General features: G+C 54.7%; 24 protein-coding genes and 3 pseudogenes. 11 read left to right on the top strand and 16 right to left on the bottom strand.

Annotated features, from left to right (window positions below):
* The first annotated feature begins 128 nt into the window (after nt 1-128).
* Nucleotides 129-2,801 carry an aconitate hydratase AcnA gene (gene acnA / locus CWM52_RS09795; protein ID WP_100683925.1) on the top strand — a complete coding sequence of 891 codons (2,673 nt, stop codon included), beginning with the start codon at nt 129-131 and terminating at the stop codon, nt 2,799-2,801.
* A gap of 43 nt (nt 2,802-2,844) precedes the next feature.
* Here the strand turns inward: acnA and ribA are convergent, their stop codons facing one another.
* Complete coding sequence (gene ribA, locus CWM52_RS09790; RefSeq protein ID WP_004861045.1) at nt 2,845-3,435, bottom strand: GTP cyclohydrolase II; 591 nt, start codon at nt 3,433-3,435, stop codon at nt 2,845-2,847.
* 173 nt (nt 3,436-3,608) lie between these two features.
* On the opposite strand from ribA, the gene pgpB reads away from it, so the two are divergent.
* The 5 genes from pgpB (at nt 3,609) to yciH (ending at nt 7,251) form a co-directional block, all read left to right on the top strand.
* A complete protein-coding gene (gene pgpB / locus CWM52_RS09785; protein WP_100683924.1) occupies nt 3,609-4,376 on the top strand; it encodes a phosphatidylglycerophosphatase B in 768 nt (255 codons plus the stop codon).
* A 135-nt stretch (nt 4,377-4,511) separates the two neighbouring features.
* The gene (locus tag CWM52_RS09780; RefSeq protein WP_100683923.1) at nt 4,512-4,820 is read left to right on the top strand and encodes a LapA family protein; all 309 of its coding nucleotides are present in this window, start codon (nt 4,512-4,514) and stop codon (nt 4,818-4,820) included.
* A gap of 6 nt (nt 4,821-4,826) precedes the next feature.
* A complete protein-coding gene (lapB, locus tag CWM52_RS09775) occupies nt 4,827-5,996 on the top strand; it encodes a lipopolysaccharide assembly protein LapB (RefSeq protein WP_100683922.1) in 1,170 nt (389 codons plus the stop codon).
* Nucleotides 5,997-6,187: 191 nt separating this feature from the next.
* On the top strand, nt 6,188-6,925 hold the full coding sequence (pyrF, locus tag CWM52_RS09770) for an orotidine-5'-phosphate decarboxylase (RefSeq protein ID WP_100683921.1): 738 nt from the start codon (nt 6,188-6,190) through the stop codon (nt 6,923-6,925).
* Nucleotides 6,925-7,251 carry a stress response translation initiation inhibitor YciH gene (gene yciH, locus CWM52_RS09765; protein WP_100683920.1) on the top strand — a complete coding sequence of 109 codons (327 nt, stop codon included), beginning with the start codon at nt 6,925-6,927 and terminating at the stop codon, nt 7,249-7,251. Before pyrF ends, yciH begins: the two co-directional genes overlap by 1 nt.
* A 106-nt stretch (nt 7,252-7,357) precedes the next feature.
* Here yciH and osmB read toward each other — a convergent pair whose 3' ends face one another.
* The 9 genes from osmB to sapC all read right to left on the bottom strand — a co-directional run bounded on the left by osmB (nt 7,358) and on the right by sapC (nt 16,426).
* A complete protein-coding gene (gene osmB / locus CWM52_RS09760) occupies nt 7,358-7,576 on the bottom strand; it encodes an osmotically-inducible lipoprotein OsmB (RefSeq protein WP_100683974.1) in 219 nt (72 codons plus the stop codon).
* Between the two features lie 306 nt (nt 7,577-7,882).
* On the bottom strand, nt 7,883-8,632 hold the full coding sequence (locus tag CWM52_RS09755; RefSeq protein ID WP_100683919.1) for a DNA-binding transcriptional regulator YciT: 750 nt from the start codon (nt 8,630-8,632) through the stop codon (nt 7,883-7,885).
* 71 nt (nt 8,633-8,703) lie between these two features.
* The gene (locus tag CWM52_RS09750; protein ID WP_100683918.1) at nt 8,704-8,886 is read right to left on the bottom strand and encodes a hypothetical protein; all 183 of its coding nucleotides are present in this window, start codon (nt 8,884-8,886) and stop codon (nt 8,704-8,706) included.
* Between the two features lie 192 nt (nt 8,887-9,078).
* Nucleotides 9,079-11,013 (bottom strand): exoribonuclease II, encoded by a 1,935-nt coding sequence (locus CWM52_RS09745; RefSeq protein WP_100683917.1) that lies wholly within the window; start codon nt 11,011-11,013, stop codon nt 9,079-9,081.
* 80 nt (nt 11,014-11,093) lie between these two features.
* Nucleotides 11,094-12,251, bottom strand: a complete 1,158-nt coding sequence (locus CWM52_RS09740) for a carboxymuconolactone decarboxylase family protein (RefSeq protein ID WP_100683916.1) — start codon at nt 12,249-12,251, stop codon at nt 11,094-11,096.
* A gap of 295 nt (nt 12,252-12,546) precedes the next feature.
* Nucleotides 12,547-13,335, bottom strand: a complete 789-nt coding sequence (gene fabI / locus CWM52_RS09735) for an enoyl-ACP reductase FabI (protein ID WP_100683915.1) — start codon at nt 13,333-13,335, stop codon at nt 12,547-12,549.
* Nucleotides 13,336-13,732: 397 nt separating this feature from the next.
* On the bottom strand, nt 13,733-14,542 hold the full coding sequence (sapF, locus tag CWM52_RS09730; protein ID WP_004861112.1) for a peptide ABC transporter ATP-binding protein SapF: 810 nt from the start codon (nt 14,540-14,542) through the stop codon (nt 13,733-13,735).
* Between the two features lies 1 nt (nt 14,543).
* The gene (gene sapD, locus CWM52_RS09725) at nt 14,544-15,536 is read right to left on the bottom strand and encodes a putrescine export ABC transporter ATP-binding protein SapD (protein WP_100683914.1); all 993 of its coding nucleotides are present in this window, start codon (nt 15,534-15,536) and stop codon (nt 14,544-14,546) included.
* Nucleotides 15,536-16,426, bottom strand: a complete 891-nt coding sequence (gene sapC / locus CWM52_RS09720; RefSeq protein ID WP_100683913.1) for a putrescine export ABC transporter permease SapC — start codon at nt 16,424-16,426, stop codon at nt 15,536-15,538. Before sapC ends, sapD begins: the two co-directional genes overlap by 1 nt.
* Before the next feature lie 159 nt (nt 16,427-16,585).
* On the opposite strand from sapC, the pseudogene CWM52_RS26755 reads away from it, so the two are divergent.
* The 3 genes and pseudogenes from CWM52_RS26755 to CWM52_RS09700 form a co-directional block, all read left to right on the top strand.
* Nucleotides 16,586-16,816: pseudogene (locus CWM52_RS26755) on the top strand (Arm DNA-binding domain-containing protein); the annotation flags it as partial.
* 297 nt (nt 16,817-17,113) lie between these two features.
* On the top strand, nt 17,114-17,467 hold the full coding sequence (locus CWM52_RS09705) for a hypothetical protein (RefSeq protein WP_227521278.1): 354 nt from the start codon (nt 17,114-17,116) through the stop codon (nt 17,465-17,467).
* A 235-nt stretch (nt 17,468-17,702) separates the two neighbouring features.
* Nucleotides 17,703-17,948, top strand: a pseudogene (locus CWM52_RS09700) (IS3 family transposase); the annotation flags it as partial.
* Between the two features lie 39 nt (nt 17,949-17,987).
* Here the strand turns inward: CWM52_RS09700 and CWM52_RS09695 are convergent.
* Nucleotides 17,988-18,293, bottom strand: a complete 306-nt coding sequence (locus CWM52_RS09695; protein ID WP_100683911.1) for a cupin domain-containing protein — start codon at nt 18,291-18,293, stop codon at nt 17,988-17,990.
* Nucleotides 18,294-18,507: 214 nt separating this feature from the next.
* A pseudogene (locus CWM52_RS09690) lies at nt 18,508-18,750 on the bottom strand (IS30 family transposase); the annotation flags it as partial.
* A gap of 332 nt (nt 18,751-19,082) precedes the next feature.
* Between CWM52_RS09690 and CWM52_RS09685 the strand changes: the two are divergent.
* Nucleotides 19,083-20,096 (top strand): sodium:calcium antiporter, encoded by a 1,014-nt coding sequence (locus tag CWM52_RS09685; protein WP_100683910.1) that lies wholly within the window; start codon nt 19,083-19,085, stop codon nt 20,094-20,096.
* 243 nt (nt 20,097-20,339) lie between these two features.
* Here the strand turns inward: CWM52_RS09685 and CWM52_RS09680 are convergent, their stop codons facing one another.
* From CWM52_RS09680 to CWM52_RS09665, 4 genes are all read right to left on the bottom strand, one after another.
* Entirely contained in the window at nt 20,340-21,056 is a 717-nt protein-coding gene (locus CWM52_RS09680) for a glutamine amidotransferase (RefSeq protein ID WP_100683909.1), read from the bottom strand.
* A gap of 1 nt (nt 21,057) precedes the next feature.
* A complete protein-coding gene (gene cysI / locus CWM52_RS09675) occupies nt 21,058-22,752 on the bottom strand; it encodes an assimilatory sulfite reductase (NADPH) hemoprotein subunit (protein ID WP_100683908.1) in 1,695 nt (564 codons plus the stop codon).
* A 261-nt stretch (nt 22,753-23,013) separates the two neighbouring features.
* Complete coding sequence (locus CWM52_RS09670) at nt 23,014-23,391, bottom strand: AraC family transcriptional regulator (RefSeq protein WP_100683907.1); 378 nt, start codon at nt 23,389-23,391, stop codon at nt 23,014-23,016.
* 372 nt (nt 23,392-23,763) lie between these two features.
* Nucleotides 23,764-24,702, bottom strand: coding sequence for an AraC family transcriptional regulator (locus tag CWM52_RS09665; RefSeq protein ID WP_100683906.1), 939 nt, complete (start codon nt 24,700-24,702; stop codon nt 23,764-23,766).
* Nucleotides 24,703-24,811: 109 nt separating this feature from the next.
* On the opposite strand from CWM52_RS09665, the gene CWM52_RS27105 reads away from it, so the two are divergent.
* Nucleotides 24,812-25,363, top strand: coding sequence for a carboxymuconolactone decarboxylase family protein (locus CWM52_RS27105; RefSeq protein WP_100683905.1), 552 nt, complete (start codon nt 24,812-24,814; stop codon nt 25,361-25,363).
* Nucleotide 25,364: the final 1 nt, after the last annotated feature.

Below are 25,364 nucleotides of genomic sequence, written 5' to 3'. Positions count from 1 at the left end.
TTTCAATTCGTTCCCGCCGATTTTAGCAATTCGGGTTGTTATCAAAGTGTTATGCCCGGTATGTGTTATCTTTAATATTAACCCTGAGGAGGATCAGGGCATGCCATCCCTGTGATAAAGGAGGAGCTATGTCGTCAACCCTACGAGCAGCCAGTAAGGATACGCTACAGGTCAAAGATAAAACCTACCACTACTACAGCTTACCGCTGGCCGCTAAAGAACTGGGCGATCTGACCCGTCTGCCCAAATCGCTTAAAGTCCTGCTGGAGAATCTGCTGCGCTGGCAGGACGGTGACTCGGTCACCGCCGAAGATATTCACGCGCTGGCAGGCTGGCTTGAACATGCCCATGCTGACCGGGAAATCGCCTATCGTCCGGCGCGCGTGCTGATGCAGGATTTTACCGGCGTACCCGCGGTGGTGGATCTCGCGGCAATGCGTGAAGCGGTCAAACGCCTGGGAGGCGATACGGCGAAGGTCAACCCGCTGTCGCCGGTGGACCTGGTTATCGACCACTCGGTCACCGTCGATCGCTTCGGCAATGACGATGCGTTCGAGGAAAACGTGCGTCTTGAGATGGAGCGTAACCACGAGCGCTACGTTTTCCTGCGCTGGGGACAGCAGGCGTTCAGCCGCTTCAGCGTCGTGCCGCCGGGCACCGGTATTTGCCATCAGGTTAACCTGGAGTACCTTGGCAAAGCGGTCTGGAGTGAGGAGCAAAACGGCGAATGGGTGGCCTGGCCTGATACGCTGGTCGGTACCGATTCGCATACCACGATGATCAACGGCCTGGGCGTGCTGGGCTGGGGCGTCGGCGGTATTGAAGCGGAAGCCGCGATGCTGGGCCAGCCGGTCTCAATGCTGATCCCGGATGTGGTGGGCTTTAAACTGAGCGGTAAACTGCGCGAGGGCATTACCGCCACCGACCTCGTGCTCACCGTGACTCAGATGCTGCGTCAGCACGGCGTGGTGGGTAAGTTTGTTGAGTTTTACGGCGATGGTCTGGATTCGCTGCCGCTGGCCGACCGCGCGACCATCGCCAATATGTCCCCCGAATACGGTGCGACCTGCGGCTTCTTCCCGATTGATGCGGTAACCCTCAGCTATATGCGGCTGAGCGGCCGTAGCGATGAACAGGTGGCGCTGGTGGAAGCCTATGCTAAAGCGCAGGGCATGTGGCGTCAGACGGGCGATGAGCCGATCTTCACCAGTACGCTGGCACTGGATATGGGTACTGTCGAAGCGAGTCTGGCGGGGCCAAAACGGCCGCAGGATCGCGTGGCGCTGGGAGATGTCCCGAAAGCCTTTGCCGCCAGCAGCGAGCTGGAGGTTAATCAGACACAAAAACAGCGCCAGCCGGTCGACTATACGCTGAACGGACATCGCTATTCGCTGCCCGACGGTGCAGTGGCGATTGCCGCTATCACCTCCTGTACCAACACCTCTAACCCCAGCGTGCTAATGGCCGCTGGCCTGTTGGCCAAAAAAGCGGTTGCGCTGGGCCTGAAACCGCAGCCGTGGGTGAAAGCCTCTCTGGCGCCAGGATCGAAAGTGGTGTCGGATTATCTGGCCCACGCCGGGCTGACGCCGTATCTCGACGAGCTGGGTTTCAACCTGGTCGGCTATGGGTGTACTACCTGTATCGGTAACTCCGGGCCGCTGCCAGAACCGATCGAAGAGGCTATCAAAAAAGGGGATTTAACCGTCGGCGCGGTGTTGTCCGGTAACCGTAACTTCGAAGGGCGTATTCATCCGCTGGTGAAAACCAACTGGCTGGCATCGCCGCCGCTGGTCGTGGCCTACGCCCTGGCCGGGAACATGAATGTCAATCTGACCCGCGATCCGCTTGGCACCGGTAAAAATGGTCAGCCGGTCTATCTGAAGGATATCTGGCCGAGCGGCCTTGAGATCGCCCAGGCGGTTGAGCAGGTCACGACCGATATGTTCCACAAAGAGTACGCGGAGGTATTTGAAGGAACGCCGGAGTGGAAAGCCATTCACGTCGATCGCTCCGATACTTACGACTGGCAGGAGGATTCAACCTATATCCGTCTGTCGCCATTCTTTGACCAGATGGGGGTTCAGCCTGAGCCGGTAGAGGACATTCACGGCGCGCGTATTCTGGCGATGCTCGGCGACTCGGTCACCACGGACCACATCTCTCCGGCCGGGAGTATCAAGCAGGACAGCCCGGCCGGGCGCTATTTACAGCAACATGGCGTCGCGCGCGCTGACTTTAACTCCTACGGTTCCCGCCGCGGCAACCACGAGGTGATGATGCGCGGGACCTTCGCCAACATCCGTATTCGCAACGAAATGGTGCCGGGCGTGGAAGGAGGGATGACCCGACATCTGCCGGACAGCGAACCGATTGCGATTTATGACGCGGCGATGCGTTATAAAAATGAGGGGATCCCGCTGGCGGTGGTGGCCGGGAAAGAGTACGGTTCCGGTTCCAGCCGCGACTGGGCGGCGAAAGGCCCGCGGTTGTTGGGCGTGCGGGTGGTTATCGCTGAATCATTTGAGCGTATTCACCGTTCCAACCTGATAGGGATGGGGATCCTGCCGCTGGAGTTCCCGCAGGGCGTCACGCGTAAAACGCTGGGGCTGAACGGGGAGGAGCGGATAGATATCAGCAACCTGCAGGCCTTGCAGCCAGGCGCGACGGTGCCGGTGACCCTGACGCGGGCGGACGGTAGGCAGGAGACGATCGACTGCCGTTGCCGCATCGATACCGCCACCGAACTGACCTACTATCAGAATGACGGCATTCTGCATTATGTGATCCGCAACATGCTGTAAAAAAAAGGGCCAGCAAGCGCTGGCCCTGTCTTTTTCTGCCGACTTATTTATTCAACAGATGCCCCATTTTGGCGGCCTTGGTGTCCAGATAGTGGGCATTTTTCGGGTTGCGCCCGACAATCAGCGGCACGCGTTCAACGATATTAATCCCGGCTTCGCTGAGAATTTCCACTTTTTTCGGGTTGTTGGTCAGCAAACGCACCTGGTCGACGTGGAGCAGTTTGAACATATCCGCGCACAGCGTAAAGTCGCGCTCATCCGCCGCAAAACCCAGCTGATGGTTGGCTTCCACGGTGTCATAGCCCTGATCCTGCAACGCATAGGCGCGAATTTTATTCAGCAGACCAATGTTGCGGCCTTCCTGACGGTGGTACAGCAGGATACCGCGCCCCTCTTCGGCAATATGCGACAGCGCCGCTTCGAGCTGAAAACCACAATCACAACGCAGACTAAAAAGGGCGTCACCCGTTAAGCACTCAGAATGTACGCGAGCAAGGACCGGGGACTGGCCCGAAATATCGCCGAAGACCAGCGCGACATGATCCTGCCCGGTTGCCAGTTCTTCAAATCCCACCATCAGGAAATCGCCCCAGGGGGTTGGCAGTTTGGCTTCTGCCACACGTTTAAGCTGCATGTGATTCTCCAGATTCTGTCAGCACCTGAATGTGCTTTCTGTTTGGCGCTATTTTGCCACAATGGCGCGACGTTCTCCTAATTACGCACGGCTGCCTGCGCGTAAAGCGCACAAACGTACCACTTTCCGTTATGATAGTCGGAAGAAGAGATAAGGAGAGATAAGGAGAGAAGATGCTGTCGATTGCCAGACGAACCGCCCTCGGTGCGGCATTGCTTATGATTATGCCCGGCGTGGTGTGGGTATCCGGTTGGAAGTGGCAGCCAGACCTTCCGCAAGCGTGGTTAAAACTGCTCTACTGGGTGACAGAGAGCGTGACTCAGCCGTGGGGCATCATCACCCATACGGTTTTATGCGGCTGGTTCCTGTGGTGTCTGCGTTTTCGTCTGCGCGCCGCGGTGATGCTGTTTGTGATTCTGGGGGCGGCTATCCTGCTGGGGCAGGGCATAAAATCCTGGATAAAAGAGCAGGTTCAGGAGCCGCGTCCTTTTGTGGTTTGGCTGGAAAAGACGCAGCAGGTGCCGGTTGAGCAATTCTACGCGTTAAAACGCAAAGAACGCGCTAAACTGGTGCATGAGCAGCTGGCGCAAGAGCAGGATATTCCTCGATTCCTGCGCAAGCACTGGCAGAAAGAGACCGGTTTTGCTTTTCCGTCCGGGCACACGATGTTTGCGGCCAGTTGGGCCTTGTTGGGCGTCGGACTGCTGTGGCCGCGGCGACGCTGGTTGACCATCGCCGCGCTGCTGACGTGGGCGACGGCCGTAATGGGCAGCCGCCTGGCGCTGGGCATGCACTGGCCGCAAGATTTGCTGGTCGCTACCTTTATCTCGTGGCTGCTGGTAACCCTGGCCACCTGGATAACCCTGCGGCTGTGCGGCCCGCTTACGCCGCCGGGAGAAGAGGCGCAGGAGATTAAGACGCGGACGATAAATCAGGGGTAACGTTGATTTCCGCGCCGGACGGACGCATATCCAGACAGGGTGCCATGCTTTTCCATTTCACCGCTGCGGCGAAAATGATACTTTATAGGGCTGAACGCGGGATTTTTTCGCTCAACCCACAAAACGGGAAGTAGTGTGAAATATTTACTGATTTTCTTACTGGTATTAGCCATCTTCGTCATCTCCGTGACCTTAGGCGCACAGAATGATCAACTGGTCACGTTCAACTATTTGCTCGCGCAGGGTGAATTCCGTATTTCGACGTTGCTGGCAGTGCTCTTTGCCGCAGGGTTTGCAATTGGCTGGTTGATTTGCGGCCTTTTCTGGCTGCGGGTTCGCGTTTCTCTGGTTCGCGCTGAACGTAAAATCAAGCGCCTTGAACATCAGATTGCGCCAGCCAACGCCGCGCCAGCCGACGCAGGTGTTCCTGCGGTGAAGGAATAATCATTTATGCTGGAGTTGTTATTTCTGCTTTTGCCCGTTGCCGCTGCTTACGGATGGTATATGGGGCGCAGAAGTGCACAACAGTCCAGACAGGACGACGCTAGCCGCCTGTCGCGTGACTACGTGACCGGGGTGAACTTTCTGCTGAGCAACCAGCAGGATAAAGCGGTGGATCTGTTCCTCGACATGCTGAAAGAGGACACCGGTACCGTTGAGGCCCACCTGACGCTGGGTAACCTGTTCCGCTCGCGCGGTGAGGTTGACCGGGCTATCCGTATTCACCAGAGCCTGATGGAGAGCGCCTCGCTGACCTACGATCAGCGGCTGCTGGCCGTTCAGCAACTGGGGCGCGACTATATGGCCGCCGGTCTCTACGATCGCGCGGAAGATATGTTCAAGCAACTGGTGGATGAAACCGATTTTCGCCTCAGCGCGCTGCAGCAGCTGCTGCAAATCTATCAGGCCACCAGCGACTGGCAGTCGGCCATTGATGTTGCCGAGCGTTTAGTGAAGCTGGGTAAAGAAAAACACCGGGGCGACATTGCCAACTTCTGGTGCGAGCTTGCGCTGCAGCAGATGGCGAACAGCGATATGGATAAAGCAATGTCGCTGCTGAAAAAAGGGGCTGCGGCTGACCGCAACAGCGCCCGCGTGTCGATTATGATCGGCCGGGTATGGATGGAGAAGGGCGACTACGCGAAAGCGGTAGAGAGCCTGGAGCGGGTCATCAATCAGGATAAAGAGCTGGTGGGCGAAACGCTTGACATGCTGCAGACCTGCTATCAGCAGCTGGGCAAACTTGATGAATGGGAACTCTTCCTGCGCCGCTGCGTCGATGAAAACGCCGGAGCGACCGCGGAGCTGATGCTGGCGCAAATTCTCGAACAGCGCGAAGGCGTGGAGGCGGCCCAAAGCTATGTTACCCGCCAGCTGGAGCGTCATCCGACGATGCGGGTGTTCCATAAGCTGATGGACTACCACCTTAATGAAGCCGAAGAGGGGCGCGCGAAGGAGAGCCTCGGCGTTCTGCGCAATATGGTGGGGGAGCAGGTTCGCAGTAAACCGCGCTACCGCTGTCAAAAGTGCGGTTTTACCGCTCACACTCTGTACTGGCACTGTCCGTCGTGCCGATCGTGGTCAACGATTAAACCCATTCGCGGCCTCGACGGGCAATAGTTTTTAAAAAAAGCGCAATTTAGTTACAACATACTTATGGGTTTTTATCATCCGCTGCCTTTGACACCATCGCTGCCATCGTCCGCCAGGCGGCGAAAAGCAGCCTGTCAATTTCCCTCCATCGCAGGTAGAATGCTGCCCGTTTACCTTTTTTGCGCCAAACGGCGCCCATCAACAATTAAGGTCTGGTCATGACGTCTACTGCTTCATCTTCGCCTCGCGTTGTCACATCCTCTCCCGTTGTTGTTGCGCTCGATTATGACAACCGCGACAAAGCGCTGGCCTTTGTTGACCGTATTGATCCACGCGACTGCCGCCTGAAGGTAGGCAAGGAGATGTTTACGCTGCTGGGGCCACAGTTTGTTCGCGACTTGCATCAGCGCGGTTTTGAGGTCTTCCTCGACCTGAAATTTCATGATATCCCGAATACCACTGCGCGCGCGGTAGCCGCGGCGGCAGAGCTGGGTGTCTGGATGGTCAATGTTCATGCCTCTGGCGGTGCGCGAATGATGACCGCGGCACGTGAAGCGTTGCTGCCGTTTGGCAAGGACGCGCCGCTGCTGATTGCCGTGACCGTCCTGACCAGCATGGAAGCCAGCGATCTCCAGGATCTTGGCATCACGCTTTCTCCCGCCGATCATGCGGCAAAACTGGCGGCGTTAACCCAGCGCTGCGGCCTCGACGGCGTGGTCTGTTCTGCGCAGGAAGCGGCCCGCTTCAAGCACGAACTGGGGCAGGACTTTAAGCTGGTGACGCCGGGTATTCGCCCGCAGGGTAGCGATGCCGGAGACCAGCGCCGTATCATGACGCCGGAACAGGCGCAGGCAGCCGGCGTAGACTATATGGTGATTGGTCGTCCGGTGACTCAGTCGGCGGATCCGGCAGCGACCTTACGCAGCATCAATGCGTCACTGACTCAGGGGGTATAATGACCGATTCCAATAGCCGTCTGGTCTATTCGACGGAAAGCGGCCGTATCGATGAACCGAAGGCGGTCGTTGAGCGCCCTAAAGGCGATGGCGTGGTACGTATCCAGCGTCAGACCAGCGGCCGCAAGGGCAAGGGCGTATGCCTGATCGTCGGTATTGACCTGGATGATGATGCGCTGGCAAAACTGGCCGCCGAGCTGAAAAAGAAGTGCGGCTGCGGCGGGTCGGTGAAAGATGGCGTGATTGAAATTCAGGGCGATAAGCGCGATTTGCTTAAATCACTGCTGGAAGCCAAAGGCATGAAAGTTAAGCTGGCAGGCGGGTAATCAATAACAAGGCCACGGTAAATACCGTGGCCTTGATTTTTAGCAGGTGCGTGAGTCTGTAAGTCTACTGATGCGGATTATTTTTATCGTTGATCCAGTTGAGACCTTATTTACCAACCTGGTGACCGATAATCCCGCCAACTGCCGCGCCGCCCAGGGTACCGAGCGTGCTGCCATCGGTTAAGACTGCGCCGCCGAGTGCGCCTGCGCCTGCGCCGATGGCGGTATTACGATCGCGTTTGGACCAGTGGGAACATGCGCTCAGAGACATTGCTACGGTAACGGCCAGAACAGCGGCAGCCATTTTTTTGCTCATTGAAGTCATCATAATTTTCTCCTGAATAATCAATTCATGGATACAACTTCCTTTAAAGCATAGCGTGATGCCAGGTTTTAAGGGCTATTCCATGAAACTTAAGTTGCGCAGGCGGTACTTTAATCACGCAGGTGATAGTCACTTCCTGTTATATCGCTAACATTAATTCTACTTTTTTTTAATTTTGCCGGCAGGTAAAAACTCTTAATTGCGGGCTCGGAATACTCTCAGACAGGGATTCATGCGGCCTGCGCCCACGACGGTGGGCGGCGGAGAAAGAAAAAATGCCGGGCGAAAAAGCAAGTCGGGGCGAATTCAGGAACAACTAACAATATCGACGGTGAGTCCGCTTTCCGTCAGCTGCTGACGTGCGTCATCGTGCAGACCGCTGTCGGTAATAATGCGGCTAAACCGCGCCACCGGACCGAGCGGATAAGGGTGCACGACGCTGAACTTCGAACTGTCGCTCAGGACAATCGCCTCACAGCCTTTTTCAAGGACGGCATTGACCACATCCGCGCGCATCATATCCTTGCCGGTAAAACCGGTTTCCGGCTGCCAGCCATCGATGCCAATAAACGCTTTGCTGAAGTGCACCTGCTGAATAAACTGCCGCGTGAGCGGACCGACCATACTTTCGCTGCGCTTCTGGTAGATCCCGCCGAGCAGAATGACCTCTGCGGGCGTCTCTTTAAGCAGATGCGCAATATAGCTGCTGACGGTGATGATGGTAATGTCGCCGCGTTCGGCAAGCGTGCGGGCGAGCAGGGCGTTGCAACTGCCGTTTTCGATAAATACCGTCTCACCCGCATTGACCAGCTCTGCGGCGCGCGTAGCCAGTTCACGTTTGATCGAGAAATGAGTCATCATCCGGGTTTCGACATCTTCGCTATCCAGCGGGACGGCGAAACCATGGGTCCGGCGCAGATAGCTCTGTTTTTCCAGTAAATTCAAATCCTGTCGAATCGTGACTTCAGAGACACCGGTCATTTTCGCGAGATCGGCCACGCTCATGCGGCCTTTATCGATGACCATTTGCAAAATACTTTGTTGTCGGGCGTTCATAGCAACATCACAGTTAGGGGGCAATTTTGGCTGCAATCGACTTCATTGAGCGATTGTGGCGATGTGGGCGATCAGATTTCCCAGGGTGCTTTCGGTTGGCCGGGTTTCGCTTCCGGCTCGTCGTCAGCAAGCGCCTGGAGTTCCGCTTTGAGGATCTCCAGATTATGAATTGCAGAGTGATAATCTCCGGCAACCAGAATATCCAGCACGGTATCGATACGTTGGGCGAGCAGGCGGGCATTCAGATCAGACATAGCATTATCCTGGTTACAAAAACGAATGAAATCAATGATGCAAAAAACAGATGAAAAAGAGAAGAGAAAAAAACGCACAACGTAAATCATCTGCGTTATAGCGTCAGAAAAACGAGGAAAAACGGGGCAATAGCAGACAGTGCGGAGAAAAAACAAGCGGCCCCCGATAACGGGAGCCGCTGAAGACGGCTATCAGGCGAACGGACGCGCGATGACGCTGCGGGTTTCCATACGGACTTCAGCAATCTTGACGTCGATAACGTCAGTGACTTTGTAGACGGTTTCGCCTTTGATCTGCACGGTACCGTTTTCCTGGCTACAAACCAGCTCATCACGCACGGCGTGCAGGAACGGCGCCGGGATAAAGGCGACGGCGCCGTTATCCACCAGACGCACGCGCATCCCGCCGCGGCTGATATCGATGATTTCCGCGGCGAAGCGTGTATCGGTACCTGCCTGCGGGCTCAGATAGCGGGCGTACAGCCAGTCACCCACATCGCGTTCGGCCATGCGGTTCAGGCGGCGGCGCTCGGCCATCTGTACGGCAATTTCATCTTGTGGACGCGTTGCCGTTTCACCTTTAATGATCGCTTTCAGCAGACGATGGTTAATCATGTCGCCATATTTACGAATTGGTGAGGTCCAGGTGGCGTAGGCTTCAAGGCCAAGGCCGAAATGCGGACCCGGTTCGGTGCTGATTTCCGCGTAGGACTGGAAGCGACGAATGCGGCTGTCGAGGAAACCCGACGGCTGGGCATCAAGCTCGCGACGCAGTTTGCAGAAACCCTCGAGCGTCAGCACTTCAACCGGATCAACGTGGACGTCGTGGGTCTTCAGCAACGTTGCCAGCTGTTCGGTGTTGGCCGGGTCAAAGCCGGTGTGCACGTTATAAACACCAAAGCCCAGCTGGTCGCGCAGAACACGGGCGGCGCAGATGTTTGCCGCAATCATTGACTCTTCGACAATGCGGTTCGCGATGCGGCGCGGTTCGGCAACGATATCCAGCACCTCGCCTTTCTCGCCCAGTACGAAACGGTAGTCCGGACGGTCCTTAAACACCAGCGCATGGGTTTTACGCCATTCGCCGCGGCGCAGGCAGACATCCTGCAGCAGTTTAATCTGCTGAGCGATAGACTCGCTCTCAGGCTGCCAGCTGCCGGTATTTTCCAGCCAGTCAGAGACGTTGTCGTAGGCCAGTTTGGCTTTTGACTCAATGGTCGCCGCGAAGAATTCGATATCGTCTTCAATCGTGCCGTCAGTCGTCAGGATCATGCGGCAGGCGAGGACCGGACGCACTTCGTTAGCGCGCAGAGAGCACAGGTCGTCAGACAGCTCGCGCGGCAACATCGGGATATTAAAGCCCGGCAGATAGTTGGTGAAGGCGCGAATTTTTGCCGCTTTGTCCAGTTTGCTGCCTTCGGCAATCCAGGCGGTCGGATCGGCGATAGCAACGGTCAAATGCAGCTTGCCGTCGGCGGCGGCTTCGACATACAGCGCATCGTCCATATCTTCGGTGCTGGCGCTGTCGATGGTGACGAAGTCCTGCGCCGTTAAGTCACGACGTTCCAGACCCTCATCCAGCATCTCGGTCGCTACGCCGTCCGGGGCTTTTTTTTCCAGATTGTGGCGAGCCAGCGTGACCCACCACGGAACGAAGTGATCGTCGCTGAAGGTAATAAACTGGGTTAATTCGGCATAAAAGCCGCGGTCGCCTTTCAGCGGATGACGGCGCATTTCAGCAACGGCCCAGTCACCCTCTTTAAAATCATGGTTCACGCTACGATCGGCGCGGCAGGGGATGGCGTCTTTCAGCAGCGGATGATCGGGAACGATCGACAGTCGGTCATCTTTCTTATGCACTTTACCGACGAAACGGGTCAGGAAAGGTTCAATCAACTCTTCCGGCTCGGCGCTTTCACGTTCTTTTTCGGTGTGGATCACGGCGCTGATACGGTCGCCATGCATCACTTTTTTCATTTGCGGCGGCGGAATAAAGTAGCTTTTTTGCGCATCCACTTCGAGGAAGCCAAAACCTTTTTCCGTCCCCTTAACGACCCCTTCAACACGAGGAGTCTGGGAATGCAGTTGCTGTTTAAGCTGCGCTAGCAGCGGGTTGTCCTGAAACATAGTTAGGTATTTTCGTGGCTAAAAGAGCGGCTGACATTTTTACGCGATAATGCCTGTGGCAGCAAGCGATGTTTGGCATTTTACGTCTGTTGACGAACGATTCCGAGGGCGATTTTCAGACGATTTATCCAGCCACACGCTCCGCTCCACGCCAGAATGTCGATGATCTGCGCATGGGAAAGCCCATGTTCAGCGAGGGGCGTTAATTGCGCCGCGCTAAAACGGTCGGGCGCCCGGGTTAAAAGCTGTACCGCCTGCAAGATGCTGCGCTCAGCGGGATGGTTTTGTACCCAGGACTCAAGTGCGCGATCGTCGTTGCGTAGCGCATCAACAAGCTGCGGGGAAACCGTTCCGCTTTCGGCCCAGGCGTTAAAGCAGCTGGCGCTACCGTTGATGCGCGCGGTCATCAGCGCCACCAGCGAAGAAACAGGCTGATTCACGCGCAACCGGGTGAGTAATTGATGTTGGCTGCTGAGAAGGGTTTCGTGGACGGCAAGCAGCGGCGCCAGCCCGGACAGACCTGGATGCGCTAGCCAGTCGGCCAGCAGCGCCTGGCGTTCGTCACTGGCATAGCGGAGGTCGGTATCGTTGATGTCGGGCGCCCAGGTCAGTTGACCGATCGTAAAATCGTCGGACGGCGCATCTTCCTGCTGCGGCATTCCTGGCATCCAGCGCACCGGGAAGCCGAGACCAGCGTGGAACGCGGCAATTACGCGCGCCTGGAAGCCGACAAAACCGACAATCTGATTAATGAGAATCATATCGCGACTGGTTAATCCGACCTCATCCAGTTGGCTGCGGGAAAGGGTGTTAATGACCGATGGCGAACCGGCCAACTGGCGGGCGTACTGGGTCATTTGCGCCAGCCGGCGGTTGCTCTCGCGTGAAGAGTCTGGTCCCGGCAGCGGCGCCAGTCGGGCGGCATAATGGTTACACAGCCGCTGCACGCCATACACCTGAGCGACGGTCAGCGCGGTGCTCAGCCGGTCATAGGCGCTAACGGTTTGTAAACGATTGACGACGACCGAGGCGGGAAAGAGCGCGTCGGCCAGACATCGCGCTGGCATCAGCCAGCCCGCATGCGCGCGAAGCCACTCTTCCGGTAACGTCAGATCGAGTAAAAAGCGATCTTCGACATGGGCGGCTTCAGGGACGAGCGGCAGCACATCCACCGGGCAGATTGTTGACTGGGTTTCATGATACCAGTGGTTTTTGCCATAAACGCGGCGTTGCTCCATGGGCGTTCCTTGATCGGTAGGTGGCGGGCCGCACTTCCGTGGGCCCTGTATGCGTAACTATCCTGGCGTAACCCCGAAGCGGGAGAAAATATTGATACGTGCTAACAAATAGCTGTTTGGAATAACAAGGGGGAATGTTCGTCTCTGGAATGCAGAGAATGCAGAGAATGCAGAGAATGCAGAGAATGCAGAGAATGCAGAGAATGCAGAGAATGCAGAGAATGCAGAGAATGCAGAGAAGTGAGGAATGTGGCGAAGGCAATCCCTCCTCACCGACGTGAGGAGGGAAAAGAACTTATTTCAGTTCCAGTTCGTTCATGGCCGCGATGCTGAAACCGCCATCGACGTGAACGACTTCACCGGAGATACCGGCAGACAGGTTGGAGCACAGGAAGGCTGCGCTGTTACCCACGTCTTCGATAGTCACGGTACGACGAATCGGGGTAACCGCTTCGCAATGCGCCAGCATTTTACGGAAGTCCTTAATGCCGGACGCTGCCAGCGTACGGATTGGACCCGCAGAGATGGCATTGACGCGCACGCCTTCCGGACCCATCGCGTTCGCCATGTAGCGCACGTTCGCTTCCAGAGACGCTTTTGCCAGACCCATAACGTTGTAGTTAGGAATCGCGCGCTCTGCGCCCAGGTAGGAGAGCGTCAGCAGGGCGGAACCCGGGTTCAGCATACCGCGGCAGGCTTTCGCCATCGCCACGAAGCTGTAGGCGCTGATATCGTGAGCGATTTTGAAACCTTCGCGGGTGACCGCGTTGACATAATCGCCGTCCAGCTGGTCAGCCGGCGCAAAACCGATTGAGTGAACGAAACCATCAAATTTCGGCCAGACTTTAGTCAGTTCAGCGAACAGAGCGTCGATGCTCTCATCTTCCGCCACGTCGCACGGCAGTACGATGTTGGAACCCAGTGCCGCGGCAAATTCTTCCACACGACCTTTCAGTTTTTCGTTCTGATAGGTGAACGCCAGTTCAGCCCCTTCACGGTGCATTGCTTGCGCAATACCGTAGGCGATGGACAGTTTGCTGGCAACGCCAGTGACCAGAATGCGCTTACCGGAAAGAAAACCCATAGCTTTAATCCTTATCGTTATTGCTTATTTTTACTTTAACAATCATGGGGTTAAGGTTGTTATTTCAAAATAACTCAAATTTAGCCGGGAATTATATCCCACTGATGACCCCTTATGTCACGCTATTTTCGTGCCTTAACGCGTAATGCTGAGCGGACACCCTCCAGTATATCACCGGATATCAGGCCCGTTTGGCGCAGTTCGGTGGGGAAAAGAGCGCTAACGACGGGTTGTGCCGTCCAGCAGAAGCCAGGTATCCGCCGGGAGCAGATACCTGCTCGCTCGGCGAGGTCTGAGATCTCGACAGGGGCGGCGAATATTCCCACGTTGGCCGCGCCGCAGCAACCAGGGATACAGGGAGCTCTTAGCGGTGAAGGCTGTTGGACAGGCGTGCTGATTATTTACCGTCTTTGCGCCAGGCATCGGCGGTCAGCGCCTCGCCAAAGTGGCCGGCAATCAGGCGTCGGGTGAGGTCATGCAGAGGTGACGCCAGTACATCGGCGGTGCTGCCGCGTTCGACGACCTCGCCCTGATGCATCACCAGAACCTGATCGCTGATATGCTTCATCATTCCCAGATGCTGGGTCACATAGATATACGAAATCCCCTGTTTCTCCTGTAACTCCAGCATCAGGTTGATCAGCTGCGAACGCATCGACATATCCAGCGACGCCAGGGCTTCATCGCAGATGATCACTTTCGGACGCAGAATCAACGCGCGTGCGAGGCCCAGACGCTGTTTCTGCCCTGGAGCCAGCATATGCGGATAGTAGCTCACGTGGTCCGGCAGCAGGCCGACCATCCGCAGCGTCTCAATAATCTGCTTCTCCCGCGCCTCCGGTTCGAGATCGGTATTCAGGCGCAGCGGGAAGTCGAGGATCTGCGAAATACGCTGCCGCGGGTTGAGCGAGGTCGACGGGTCCTGAAAAATCATGCGGATACGCTGGCTGCGGAAAGAGTAGTCGCCAAACGTCAGCGGATGATCGTCAATCAGCAGCTCGCCGGATGTCGGCTCGATCATGCCCGCCAGCATTTTCGCCAGCGTTGATTTTCCCGAGCCGTTCTCACCAATAATCGCCAGCGTCTGGCGCTCGCGCAGCGTAAAACTGAGCGGTTTCACCGCTTCCACCATCTGACGACGAAACCAGCCGGTACGGTAGCGAAAGGTCTTACTCAGATTACGCACTTCGAGCAATGTTTCGACCATTTCACTCTTTCTCCATGTTTAGCGGGAAATGACAGGCGTACAGATGCGTTCTGGCTCCGGTCAGACGCGGCGTTTCAATACACTCGCGTTGCGCGTAGGGGCAGCGCGGTCCAAGACGACAGCCAATCGGCAGCTGTTCGAGCAGGGGAATGGCTCCCGGCAACGTATTCAGGCGACTTTTATGCGGGAGCGCGCTGCCAAAATCCGGGATCGCGCGGATTAACGCCTGGGTATACGGATGATGAGGCGTGGTCACCAGCTCTTCGCTGGGCGCCGTTTCTACCGTTTGTCCGCAATACATGACATTGATTTTATCCGCCCATTTGCTGAGCATCTGCATATCGTGGCTGATCAGCAAAATGGTGGTGTTATTGTTCTGGTTCAGACGGGTAAGCAGGCGGATGATTTGCGCCTGGGTCGTCGGTTCCATGGCGTTGGTCGGTTCATCGGCGATCAGCAGACGCGGCTGGTTGGCGAGGGCGATGGCAATCATCACCTTCTGGCACTCCCCGTCGGTTAATTCGTAGGGGAAGCTGCGTATGGCGTCTTTGTGATCTTTAATGCCGACGCGGTGCAGCAGTTCGATGGCCCGGCGTTTCCGCCAGCCGATACGCTGCCACCAGCGGCCTTTAAAGGTCCAGCCGGGGATATTCTGCATTAACTGCAGGCCGATACGCTCCGACGGATCGAGACAGGACTGCGGCTCCTGAAAGATCATCGACACGTTGTGGCCAATCAGCTTGCGGCGCTCGCGGCCGGAGAGACGTAAGAGATCGATATCATCGAAACGCATACGGTCGGCGGTGACCCGCCAGTTGTCTTTGGTGACGCCACAGATAGCTTTGGCTATTAAGCTCTTACCGGAGCCGGATTCGCCCACCAGACCGCGAATTTCACCTTCCGCAAGGGTCAAGCTGACGCGGTCGACGGCTTTGACCCAGCCTTCATTGGTTTTGAACTCAATGGTTAAGTTGCGAATATCAAGTAACGGCATTATTCCACCCCGGCGATAATGGCCCGGCGGATCCCGTCGCCCAGCAGGTTGACCAACAGGACGCTAATCATAATCGCCGCGCCGGGCAACATCACCGTCCATGGCGCGACGTAAATCAGTTCCAGCGCGTCGCCCAGCATCGCACCCCATTCCGGTGAAGGAAGCTGGGCGCCGAGGTCGAGAAAGCCCAGGGCAGCGATATCGAGAATCGCCATTGATAACGCGCGGGTGATCTCGGTGACCAGCCCGGAAGCGATATTCGGCAACACCGCAAACCAGAGAATATTTAATGTTGATGCGCCGTCGAGACGGGCGGCAATGACGTACTCTTTTTCCAGCTCATCATGCACCATGCTGTAGACTGAGCGCACGACACGCGGCAGCAACGCCAACCAGACGGCAAACATCGCGTGGCTCAGATGCGGCCCGGCGAAAGCCACGACAATAATGGCCAGCAGCAGTGACGGAATCGACAGCAGAGTATCGAGGATATGGTTCAACATCGCCGACAGCAGGCCATGGGTTGAACCGGCAACGACGCCGAGCACCAGCCCGAATAGCGTGGCCGCGAAGGTGACGACAAAAGCGCCGCCAACGGTCGGCGCCGCGCCGCTCAGCAGACGGCTCAGCACATCGCGCCCGAGATCGTCGGTCCCGAGGAAGAACGACACTTCACCATAGCGCGACCATGACGGCGGCAGCAGCTGGTAGCCAAGAAACTGCTGATCGATACCGTAAGGCGCAAACCAGCCGCCAAAGACGCACAGCAGCACCAGAGCCGCGCAGCCGTACAGGCCGATCATCGCGGTCGTATCGCCGTAGAATTTTCGCCAGACGGTACGCAGCGCACCGGGCGGACGCTTTTCCAGATACACGCTATCGTAGGGCATATGAATCCGTTTTAAGTTTGTTAGTCATGCTTTGTGTCTTTTTAATATTTCTGCTTTCTGAGCGGCTTTGCCGCCCGTTTTTGCTTTAAATCTGTTTCGCCCGGACAACCCTGAAGGTTCTCAATCTGCAGAAAATGCATACGCTCATGCGTCTATGGTCTGCACAATGCACACAGGCTCGCTGATACTGAGTTAAGAAAGGCCTTCGGCAAGAAAATCGATGTCATTTCAACTGCTCACGGACTGAATATCAGACTCTCTGTAACCGGCAGTATAACATTCTTTATCGCTACAGATGGAACGGCAAGGCCGTACAGCTGACGACTGGCGATTATCCGAGCGTATAGGGAGCGCAGGCAGCAATTCAGCGCCTGGCAGGCGGAAGGTGTGGGCTGAGTTTCTTTGATGATATGGGGAGACGAGTGATGAGCTGCAGCGAGAGAGCAGGGGTATATCGGCGGAGATCGCCGGGTTATGACTCCTGATGGTGTGGATCGCTGCCGCAGGATGATGGCGAACGGCGCTAACCGGAAGCAGGTCGCAGACGTGCTCAGGGAGGAGTGAAGACCGTTTATAAGTATTTCCCTGCAACCGTCAGTGACGTGATCCAAAATGTCAGTAGTTTTTCTTCAGTGTGACATTTGAAATAATCAATGTTTTCAGCTTTGAAAACAGTTTGGTTTGGTTGTGAACGGTAAGAAAACAATAAGTTTTGAGCAATTTTTAACCATTAACAGCAATCTTGGGCGATTAATCACGCTGCGCTATGAAGATATCGGACTGAATTCATTATATTTGCGGGAAACAGGGCGGTTAAAAGCAATGAAGATTCAGCTCTCATCCCCATCACGCGCATTACTGAGTCGCAGGCGAGAGAGATACCCGGAAGACATTTTTGTTTTCCAGTGTCACTCAAATCGCGTCAAAAATCAGGTTGGTCCGGTTACCATGATTGCCTTTAATACCGCATTAAGAAGGGCCGGAGAGGTCTTGCCGCTTCGTACGGTAAGCAGCAGAAGCGCCAGAAATGTAGCAGTATAAAGATGTTCACCAATGAAGGCGCATTACCAGAGACTGCCCGTCATTCTGTGTCATTGCCACCGTATGAATAGTGACCGTTTAGACGGCCACCGAACTCGATAATAAAACGACTCATCGCCAGACACCAATTCCGTATCGGCATACTCCACTTTTTTGACGCTGACTGGATAGCCAGACCGGTCGGAAATTCAGCCCTGCCAGCTACCGTGCACACGACCTGTCAGTGGCAGAAAATCTGCTGAAACACCATCATCTGCGAGGGAGCATGAGCGCAAAAGTCTGCTGCTACGACAATGCCTGTGCGGAAAGCTTCTTTCACACACTAAAAGTGGAATGTATCCACGGTGAACATTTTAACAGCCGGGAAATCATGCGGGCGACGGTGTTTAATTATATCGAGTGTAATTACAAGCGTTGCCGTCTACACAGTGCCTGTGATGGACTCCGTCCGGAACAATTTGAAAACCAGAACCTCGCTTAGGGCTCTGTCCATATTACGTGGGTAAGATCAAGAGACAATTTATGTTTCTGGTAAATCAATGATAACCAATGTACCAAAACTGCCGATTTCCACAGTATGAGGAACGCCAGCTTTGGCTACATAAAGCTGGCCAGACGTTACAGAGATTTTTTTACCTTTAACACTCAGTTCGAGACGCCCGTCAATGACCAGTAACCCCTCATCATACTCATGTACCTCTTCAATTACTGAGCGTTCATCCATACGTAAAATTTTGAGATTTGTTTCCCCAATGCGGCCTAATACTTGAGATCGCCAGGCCTCCTGTAATGCATGTGCTTCGGTCCTAAGGTCAAAAAGCGACATAAGATCATTCCCTTTAATATACGTTTAGTGCATTTATGACATAGAAATTCCCTCTCACCATATAACAAATATGGAAAAACAAGTCGAAAAAGAGGCTATATCTTTTCTCAATACGGTATTAATTCTGCAATGCCAGATTATGGAGTCTGTTTTGGCCAGAACTTTAATTATCGAAGGACCAATGGGGTAATTGCGTCCGCTTCTCGCGGCGATGTCAATCGATGGATGCAACAGACTGGTTAAACCGCTCTGCGGGTGGTTCATCACCTGGCGTTTTTCTCGGCCTCTCGTTGAACGACCTGGCAACCCTGTTTAGCCTTTGCTGGCTGTGAACCGATAAGGCAGTTCCTTTTGGAAAATATTGTCGGGGCAACCTGTTCGTATTTTCATTTGAGCCACGTTGCCAGGGAGATTGAAGATCACAGAAATAAATCTGAATGGCTGTCGCTAAAGTAAATCAGGTGTGGTTGGTCACGATCGGTTAAAACCTTCTATAAATCGCATCAGGTTTAATATTTTTTGGCCAGCATATCCCATGTTATAGCTCGTGCAATAAAACATAGCAAATGCAATATCTTGTTGATATAAAAGAATATTTTGAATGAACTAATGGTTTGTGGCATTATGCGGCTTCCTTTGCCAGGCGTCATAGCAAAGGAAGTTTCCTGGCTCGTGATACGTTTCGCTACGTGCAGGTTTTCAATAAACAGGCAATGACTTGTCAGGAAAAATTAAAAGCCGGAAGCATTCCGGGTTACCCATAAATTTATAAGCCTGAGTAATGTCAATATGATGTCTTCAATTGCTGAGCTTTTTTTTTCGCTTATCATCATCCTTATTGCGGCCGAAATTTTTACCAACGCGCTCGAACACCTCGGCCAGAAACTACGTCTTTCGCAGGGGGTCACGGGTTCACTTTTCGCAGCAGTAGGGACAGCTCTGCCTGAGACGATTGTGCCGCTTCTGGCCATCATTTCCGGCCCCACCCTGTCAAGCCACAGTGAGGAAATTGGGGTGGGTGCGATTCTGGGGGCTCCTCTTATGCTGTCAACGCTGTCGATTTTTCTGATGGGGGCTGCGGTTATAGGAAAACGAGGATCTGCAGGAAAAATCAATCCAGAACCAAGTGGATTCCAGCGAGATACTGGCTTTTTTCTGGTTGCTTTCATTCTTGCCACTCTGGCGATGTATATTCCGCATGACAAGACGCTCTACAGACAGATCATCAGCGTGATTCTGGTACTGCTGTATTTACTGTATGTGTATCGGACGATAAAAGCATCTCACCATCTGGTTCAGGAAGGTGGTGGAACTCAAGCAGAGCGGCCTCTGTTCTTATCCCATGCGGGGTTACCCGGAAATTTTCTCGTGATTCTCATGCAAGTTATGCTGGGTCTCGGCATCCTGCTGGCAGGGGCCTTTTGGTTTATAACTGGTGTGGAAAGTGCCTCAGGATATTTTGGTATCTCGGCTCTGCTGCTGTCACTGATCATTATTCCGGTTGCCACGGAGTTACCAGAAAAAGTTAACAGTATTTTGTGGATACGTCGTGGCAAGGACACTCTGGCGGTGGCCAATATTACAGGGGCGATGGTATTTCAGGGAACGATACTGCCGGCGATTGGTATCATGTTGACACCGTGGGAGCCCCGCTCGGAAGTCATTACCGGCGTTTTCATTACGCTTACCGCCGCATTCTGGCTGTGGCTCGCGGCGAGGAAAAAGAAAATCCCTGTGGCCTGGTTAGGATTGAACGGTCTGCTTTACGTTCTGTATATCGGCATTTCGTTGTATAACCAGTAAGTCGCTTGCCTGAATTCTTTACCCGATATGAGCGACAGTATGAGGTAGCTCAATACAGCACCTATAACCGCAACGCCAGGCATAATCGGGATGCCCGTTCCTCGGGTGACGCCTGACACCGTCATCGTCTTCCCGGAAACCGTGAGTGCTGACAGGCTGCAGGTCGCAATCAGTAAAGCCACCGCACACAACGATGCTCTAATCTGAAGTACGGGGAGCGCGACAGTGGCACGTAATGCATGATTATGACTGGCAAAAGCGGGGGGCGTCATCCTTGCACCAGAGATAATAGAAGCGCCTGAGCAGCTCTGGTGGCCAGCCGGGTTCGCCAGGCATCTCGGCCATTTCCAACCCTTCTCCGCGATGTCTGAGGCAGGCGGCCATAATCTCCCAGGTAAATTCCGGGTGAAACTGCACCGAATACGCTGTGTCGCTATAGCGTAGAATCTGGCAGGCGTCCCGGGCGGAAAACGCCAGCACGCTGGCACCTTCCGGTGGTTGTAGCACGGTTTGCCGGTGCGAAAGCCAGGCCGAAAAGCGCCTGGGAAATGCCGTTAGCAGCGGGGCCGTGCTTTGTTCGGCGATCTGGATCAGCTGTAGCCCGCGTTCGCTCCCCAACGGATTATCAGCAACCACTCCTCCCAGCGCGTGGGCAATCAGCTGGTGGCCATAGCAGACGCCCAGTAGCGGCAGATTCAGGGCGTGAGCGCGGCGTATCCACTGAGCGGTCTTCTCGCTCCACGCCAGCCTGTCGGTGACCATCGCCCAGGAGCCGCTGATGATGGCGCCGCAGATGGTGTCGAAAGCGGGCAGGGGATCATGGTGATCCGGGCGAATAACCCGGTACTCCCCTCGGGTTAAGGCGAGCGCCTGAACGAACCATTGGCTTTGCTCGCCTGCCGCCTGCCGGATGACCGCCGGCGGTTCGCCCATTTGAATAATCGCCAGCGGCCTGGCCATCTTAGTCCTGCAGATAAAAGTCGAGGCTGGAATTCAGCACCGGGCGAATAATCCCCGTCCGTACCACAAAGTCGCCGAACGCCTCATCCGGCTTAGCCGCCTGCGCCCAGGCGCTCAACAACGCGTCAAGATCGCGGATAATCTCCTCAAGCGGCTGGTTCTCTTTATAGAGGCGAGGAATACGTGTTCCCTCGCGGTTGCCGCCGAGGTAGAGGTCATAGCGGCCCACGGCGCGGCCCACCAGGCCGATTTCGGCCAGCATCGCCCTGCCACAGCCGTTCGGGCAGCCGGTGACGCGAAATATCACCGACCGATCGGCAATCTCGTTGCGTAATAAGATCTCGTCAAGGCGATCGACGATGCCCGGCAACACGCGTTCGGCCTCGGCCATCGCCAGCGGACAGGTGGGATAGGAGACGCAGGCCATCGCGCTTTTTCGCTGCGGCGATACGGTGTCATCAATCAGGGAATAGCGCTGCGCCAGGGCGTCAATCTGCACACGGTTGTGCTCGCTGACGCCGGCGATAATGATGTTTTGATTGGGGGTTAAGCGAAAATCACCCTCGTGGACGGCGGCGATGGCGGCAAGGCCCGACTTGAGCGGCTTGCCAGGCTTATCAATTAATCTGCCGCTTGGGATAAACAGAGTGAGATGGTGCTTACCGTCGATCCCTTCGACCCAGCCGATACGATCGCCGCGACCGCTGAAAGCGTACGGCCGCAGTGGTTGGAATGTCATGCCTGCCCGCTGCTCGACTTCCGCTTTAAACACCTCAATGCCGAGCCGATCGATGGTATATTTCGTTTTGGCGTTGCGTCGATTTGCGCGGTTTCCCCGGTCTCTTTGAGTGGCGACAACGGCGGTGGCAACCGCCAGCGTGGCGCTTAACGGAATATATCCCAGCTCCGTTGCAAGGCGCGGATAGGTGCTATGGTCGCCGTGGGTCATCGCCAGGCCGCCGCCGACAAGCACGTTGAATCCCGTCAGCTGCCCATTCTCGTCGATAGCGATAAAGTTAAGATCGTTGGCGTGCAAATCGACGTCGTTTTGCGGTGGGATGACCACTGCAGTTTTAAATTTGCGCGGCAGATAGCTGTTGCCCAGAATGGTCTCTTCTTCCGGCTGCGCGATCTTTTCACCGTCCAGCCAGACCTCGGCATAGGCGTTTGTTTTCGGCAACAGATGCTCCGATATCTTTTTGGCCCACTCGTAAGCCTGATGATGAAGCCCGGACTCCACCGGATTAGAAGTACACAGCACGTTACGGTTGACGTCGCCCGCCGTCGCCCGCGAATCGAGACCCAGCCGATGCAAGAGCCGATGAACCGGCTTGATATTGCGCTTTAGCACGCCGTGAAGCTGCAACGCCTGGCGGTTGGTGATGCGAATGCTGCCGTAAAGCGTATGCTGCGACGCAAACTCGTCGATCCCCAGCCACTGCTGCGGGCTGATGATCCCGCCGGGTAAACGCACCCGCAGCATCACCGTATGCAGCGGTTCCAGCATTTGCGCCGCTCTTTCCTGGCGAATATCGCGATCGTCCTGCTGGTACATGCCGTGAAAGCGGATCAACTGGAAGTTATCGCCGAGAAATCCGCCGGTTAATTCGTTATGCAGATCCTCTTTAATCGTGCCGCGCAGAAGCTGGCTCTGCTGTTTTAATCGCTCATTATCCGAAAGTTTATCATTGCTCATTATAGTGTTCTCAAAAATGTGCGGGTTAATTTGCCCGAAAATACCGGGAAATTACATCACAGCAGACCCTTAACCAACATGAACAGTTATTTGGTTAATTGATATAACAGTTGTTATAACCGCCAGTTCTAATTAATCATTATTCGTCCTGAACAGTTTTACCGTTATACCTTAGCAATTATTTTGCTAATGGCTGTTCGCGCTGCCGACAGGCGGCATCATGGCTGCGGTGATATTGAATCTGCCAGTGCGAAAGGTGATTTATTTTTTATGCGCTGCGCCGGTCGGCAGGCTATCCACGGCAGGCACTGTGTACATATAGTGTTGAATCTGGCCGATAAACGCTTGTTTATTTTTGAAATTATATTTAAGGTAGGCTGAGGCGGTATCTTCAATCCCGAGGAGGATATCCATCATTGCATATTCAATCTTTTTATGGCTGATGTAGGCGCTTACAGTCGTTCCGGTTCGTTTTTTAAAAATACGATGCACATATTGCCGGGAAACCTGAAGATATTCAGCGATATCATAAACTGAAATGTTATTTTTAATGTGTTGATAAATATACTGGATGGCAAAATTAACCAATGCGCGGTCATTAGATATTATGCTGTCGGAGAGTTGAGTCTGGTGTTGCATAGATACTGGTTCTTGTTTGACTTTATCTTTTTATCATAGGCGATTTAAAACAGAACGAAATATACAATATTGTGGTTTTTATGGATAACAGTATTACGAGTGCCGCGATGATCAGGATTTTAGCGCAGGCGTTTTGTATGTATCATTAACGCTCGTAGCGCGAGGCAATGGCTCAAGCATGGCCGATGCAATGAGCCATGCCGGACAGGGGCGAACTAAATGGCGAGTTTTGTCTTCACCATGCTGATCCAACTGATGATTATCGGCCTGCCGGTCTGGAGTATACATGTCCACCTGCTGATCCGTGCTTGACGCAGGGTGCAGAGGCGGGTAGCGCGGCCCTGGCAGATTATCTGCCAGGGCTGTTTTGGTTCAGGCGGCGGGCGAGCGGCCATGAAATTGCTGAGCGGCAGCCTTGTCCCGGCACTGCTGGCCGTAGCGGCCGGGGGTGACGCCGGTGACGCGTTGAAACGCGCGATTAAACGCGGCCTGGGATTGATAGCCGACCCGTTCCGCGCTTTGCGTCAGGCTCACGCCGTTGGCGATGTGCTGGCAGGCGAGCGCAATGCGAATATGGCGCACGATCTCAGCCGGTGGCAGCGGCGAAACCTGGTTAAAGCGCTGAATAAACCACGAGCGCGAAAGGCCCGATGCGCGCGCCATGGTTTCCACCGTCCAGCAGCGTGCGGGGAACAAAACAATCTCCGCCATCAGATTAAGGAACTCCTTCGTCAGCGGAATATTATCCAGCGGGGTCTTCACCGTATGGCAGGATAAATAGTGGCGGATCACCATAAAAAAGAGTAATTCCGTCAGTGAAGCGATAAGTTTTTCACTGCGCAGCGCCGTCTGCTTCGCCTCCTGATTAATTACCGCCACCAGTTTGTCGATGGAGCCGGACCGGTCTTCCTGCGCTTTAAATACGATAACCTGCGGTAAAAAGCTCAACAGCATCTGGCTAATGGTGGTTTTAAAGGTAATAAAACCGCAGGTTAATGCGGTGCTGGTCTCATCTTTATAAGCGAGCGGTTGCATTTCCCGCACCGGCGCCCGGTAAGCGCTTTGCGCATTTTCATGGGAGGAAAGAACGAATGGACAATCCTGTAAGATAAAAACCATACTGCCTTTTTCCAGTCGCAGTGGATCAGCAGACAGGGCGCTGTGCAGCCAGCAACGCCCCTCCATCACCAAGTGATAGCTGGCTTTGCCGCTGCCAGAAGTACCGCCTTGCCATGAGCCGCAATATTTGCCCACATGGTAAACGGAGTTCTCAATACTCAGATTATCTAATAACCATTCGCTATTTAGCATAGTAAAAAAGAATAAATAAAGGACGAATGAACAATAATCAGCTTTTTATCAGTATTGCTCCCCGCGTTCAATAAAAACATACTAGTTGTAATTTAACTGGAGACTCATCATGACAAGAATTACCTTACAGACTCTGGCTGGCGCTCCGGAGGAATCAAAACCGTATCTGGAAAATGCCCGGCGCGCTTCAGGCTTTATTCCTAATTTATTACTGGCGCTGTCTAATTCGCCACAGGCGTTGGAAACATATATAACAGTCGGCGCTATAAATAATAATAACAGTCTATCCGCAGCGGAACGAGAAACGGTGCAATTAATTGCCGCAACTGTTCACGGTTGCGGTTTTTGTGTGGCGGGGCACAGCGCAACGGTTGAAAAGAAAAAAATCATGCCGACGGCCGATTTACAGGCGCTACGCCAGCGGCAGCCGCTGCCCGACCCGCATCTTGAAGCTATCGCCAGTTTCACCCGCGAGGTCATCGCCACGCGCGGTGCGGTTAGCGAGGCGGAATGGCAGGCGTTTCGCGCGGCGGGGTACGGCGAGCGCCAGGCGCTGGATGTGATCCTCGGCGTCAGCCTGGCTACGCTGTGCAACTTCGCCAACAGCCTGGCGCAAACGCCGCTCAATATTGAGCTAAGCCCGTGGGCCTGGTCCGACTGAA

Origin of the sequence: Raoultella sp. T31, assembly GCF_002806725.1 — a bacterium.
Taxonomy (GTDB): domain Bacteria; phylum Pseudomonadota; class Gammaproteobacteria; order Enterobacterales; family Enterobacteriaceae; genus Klebsiella; species Klebsiella electrica.
This window is presented reverse-complemented; position numbering and strand designations above follow the sequence as displayed.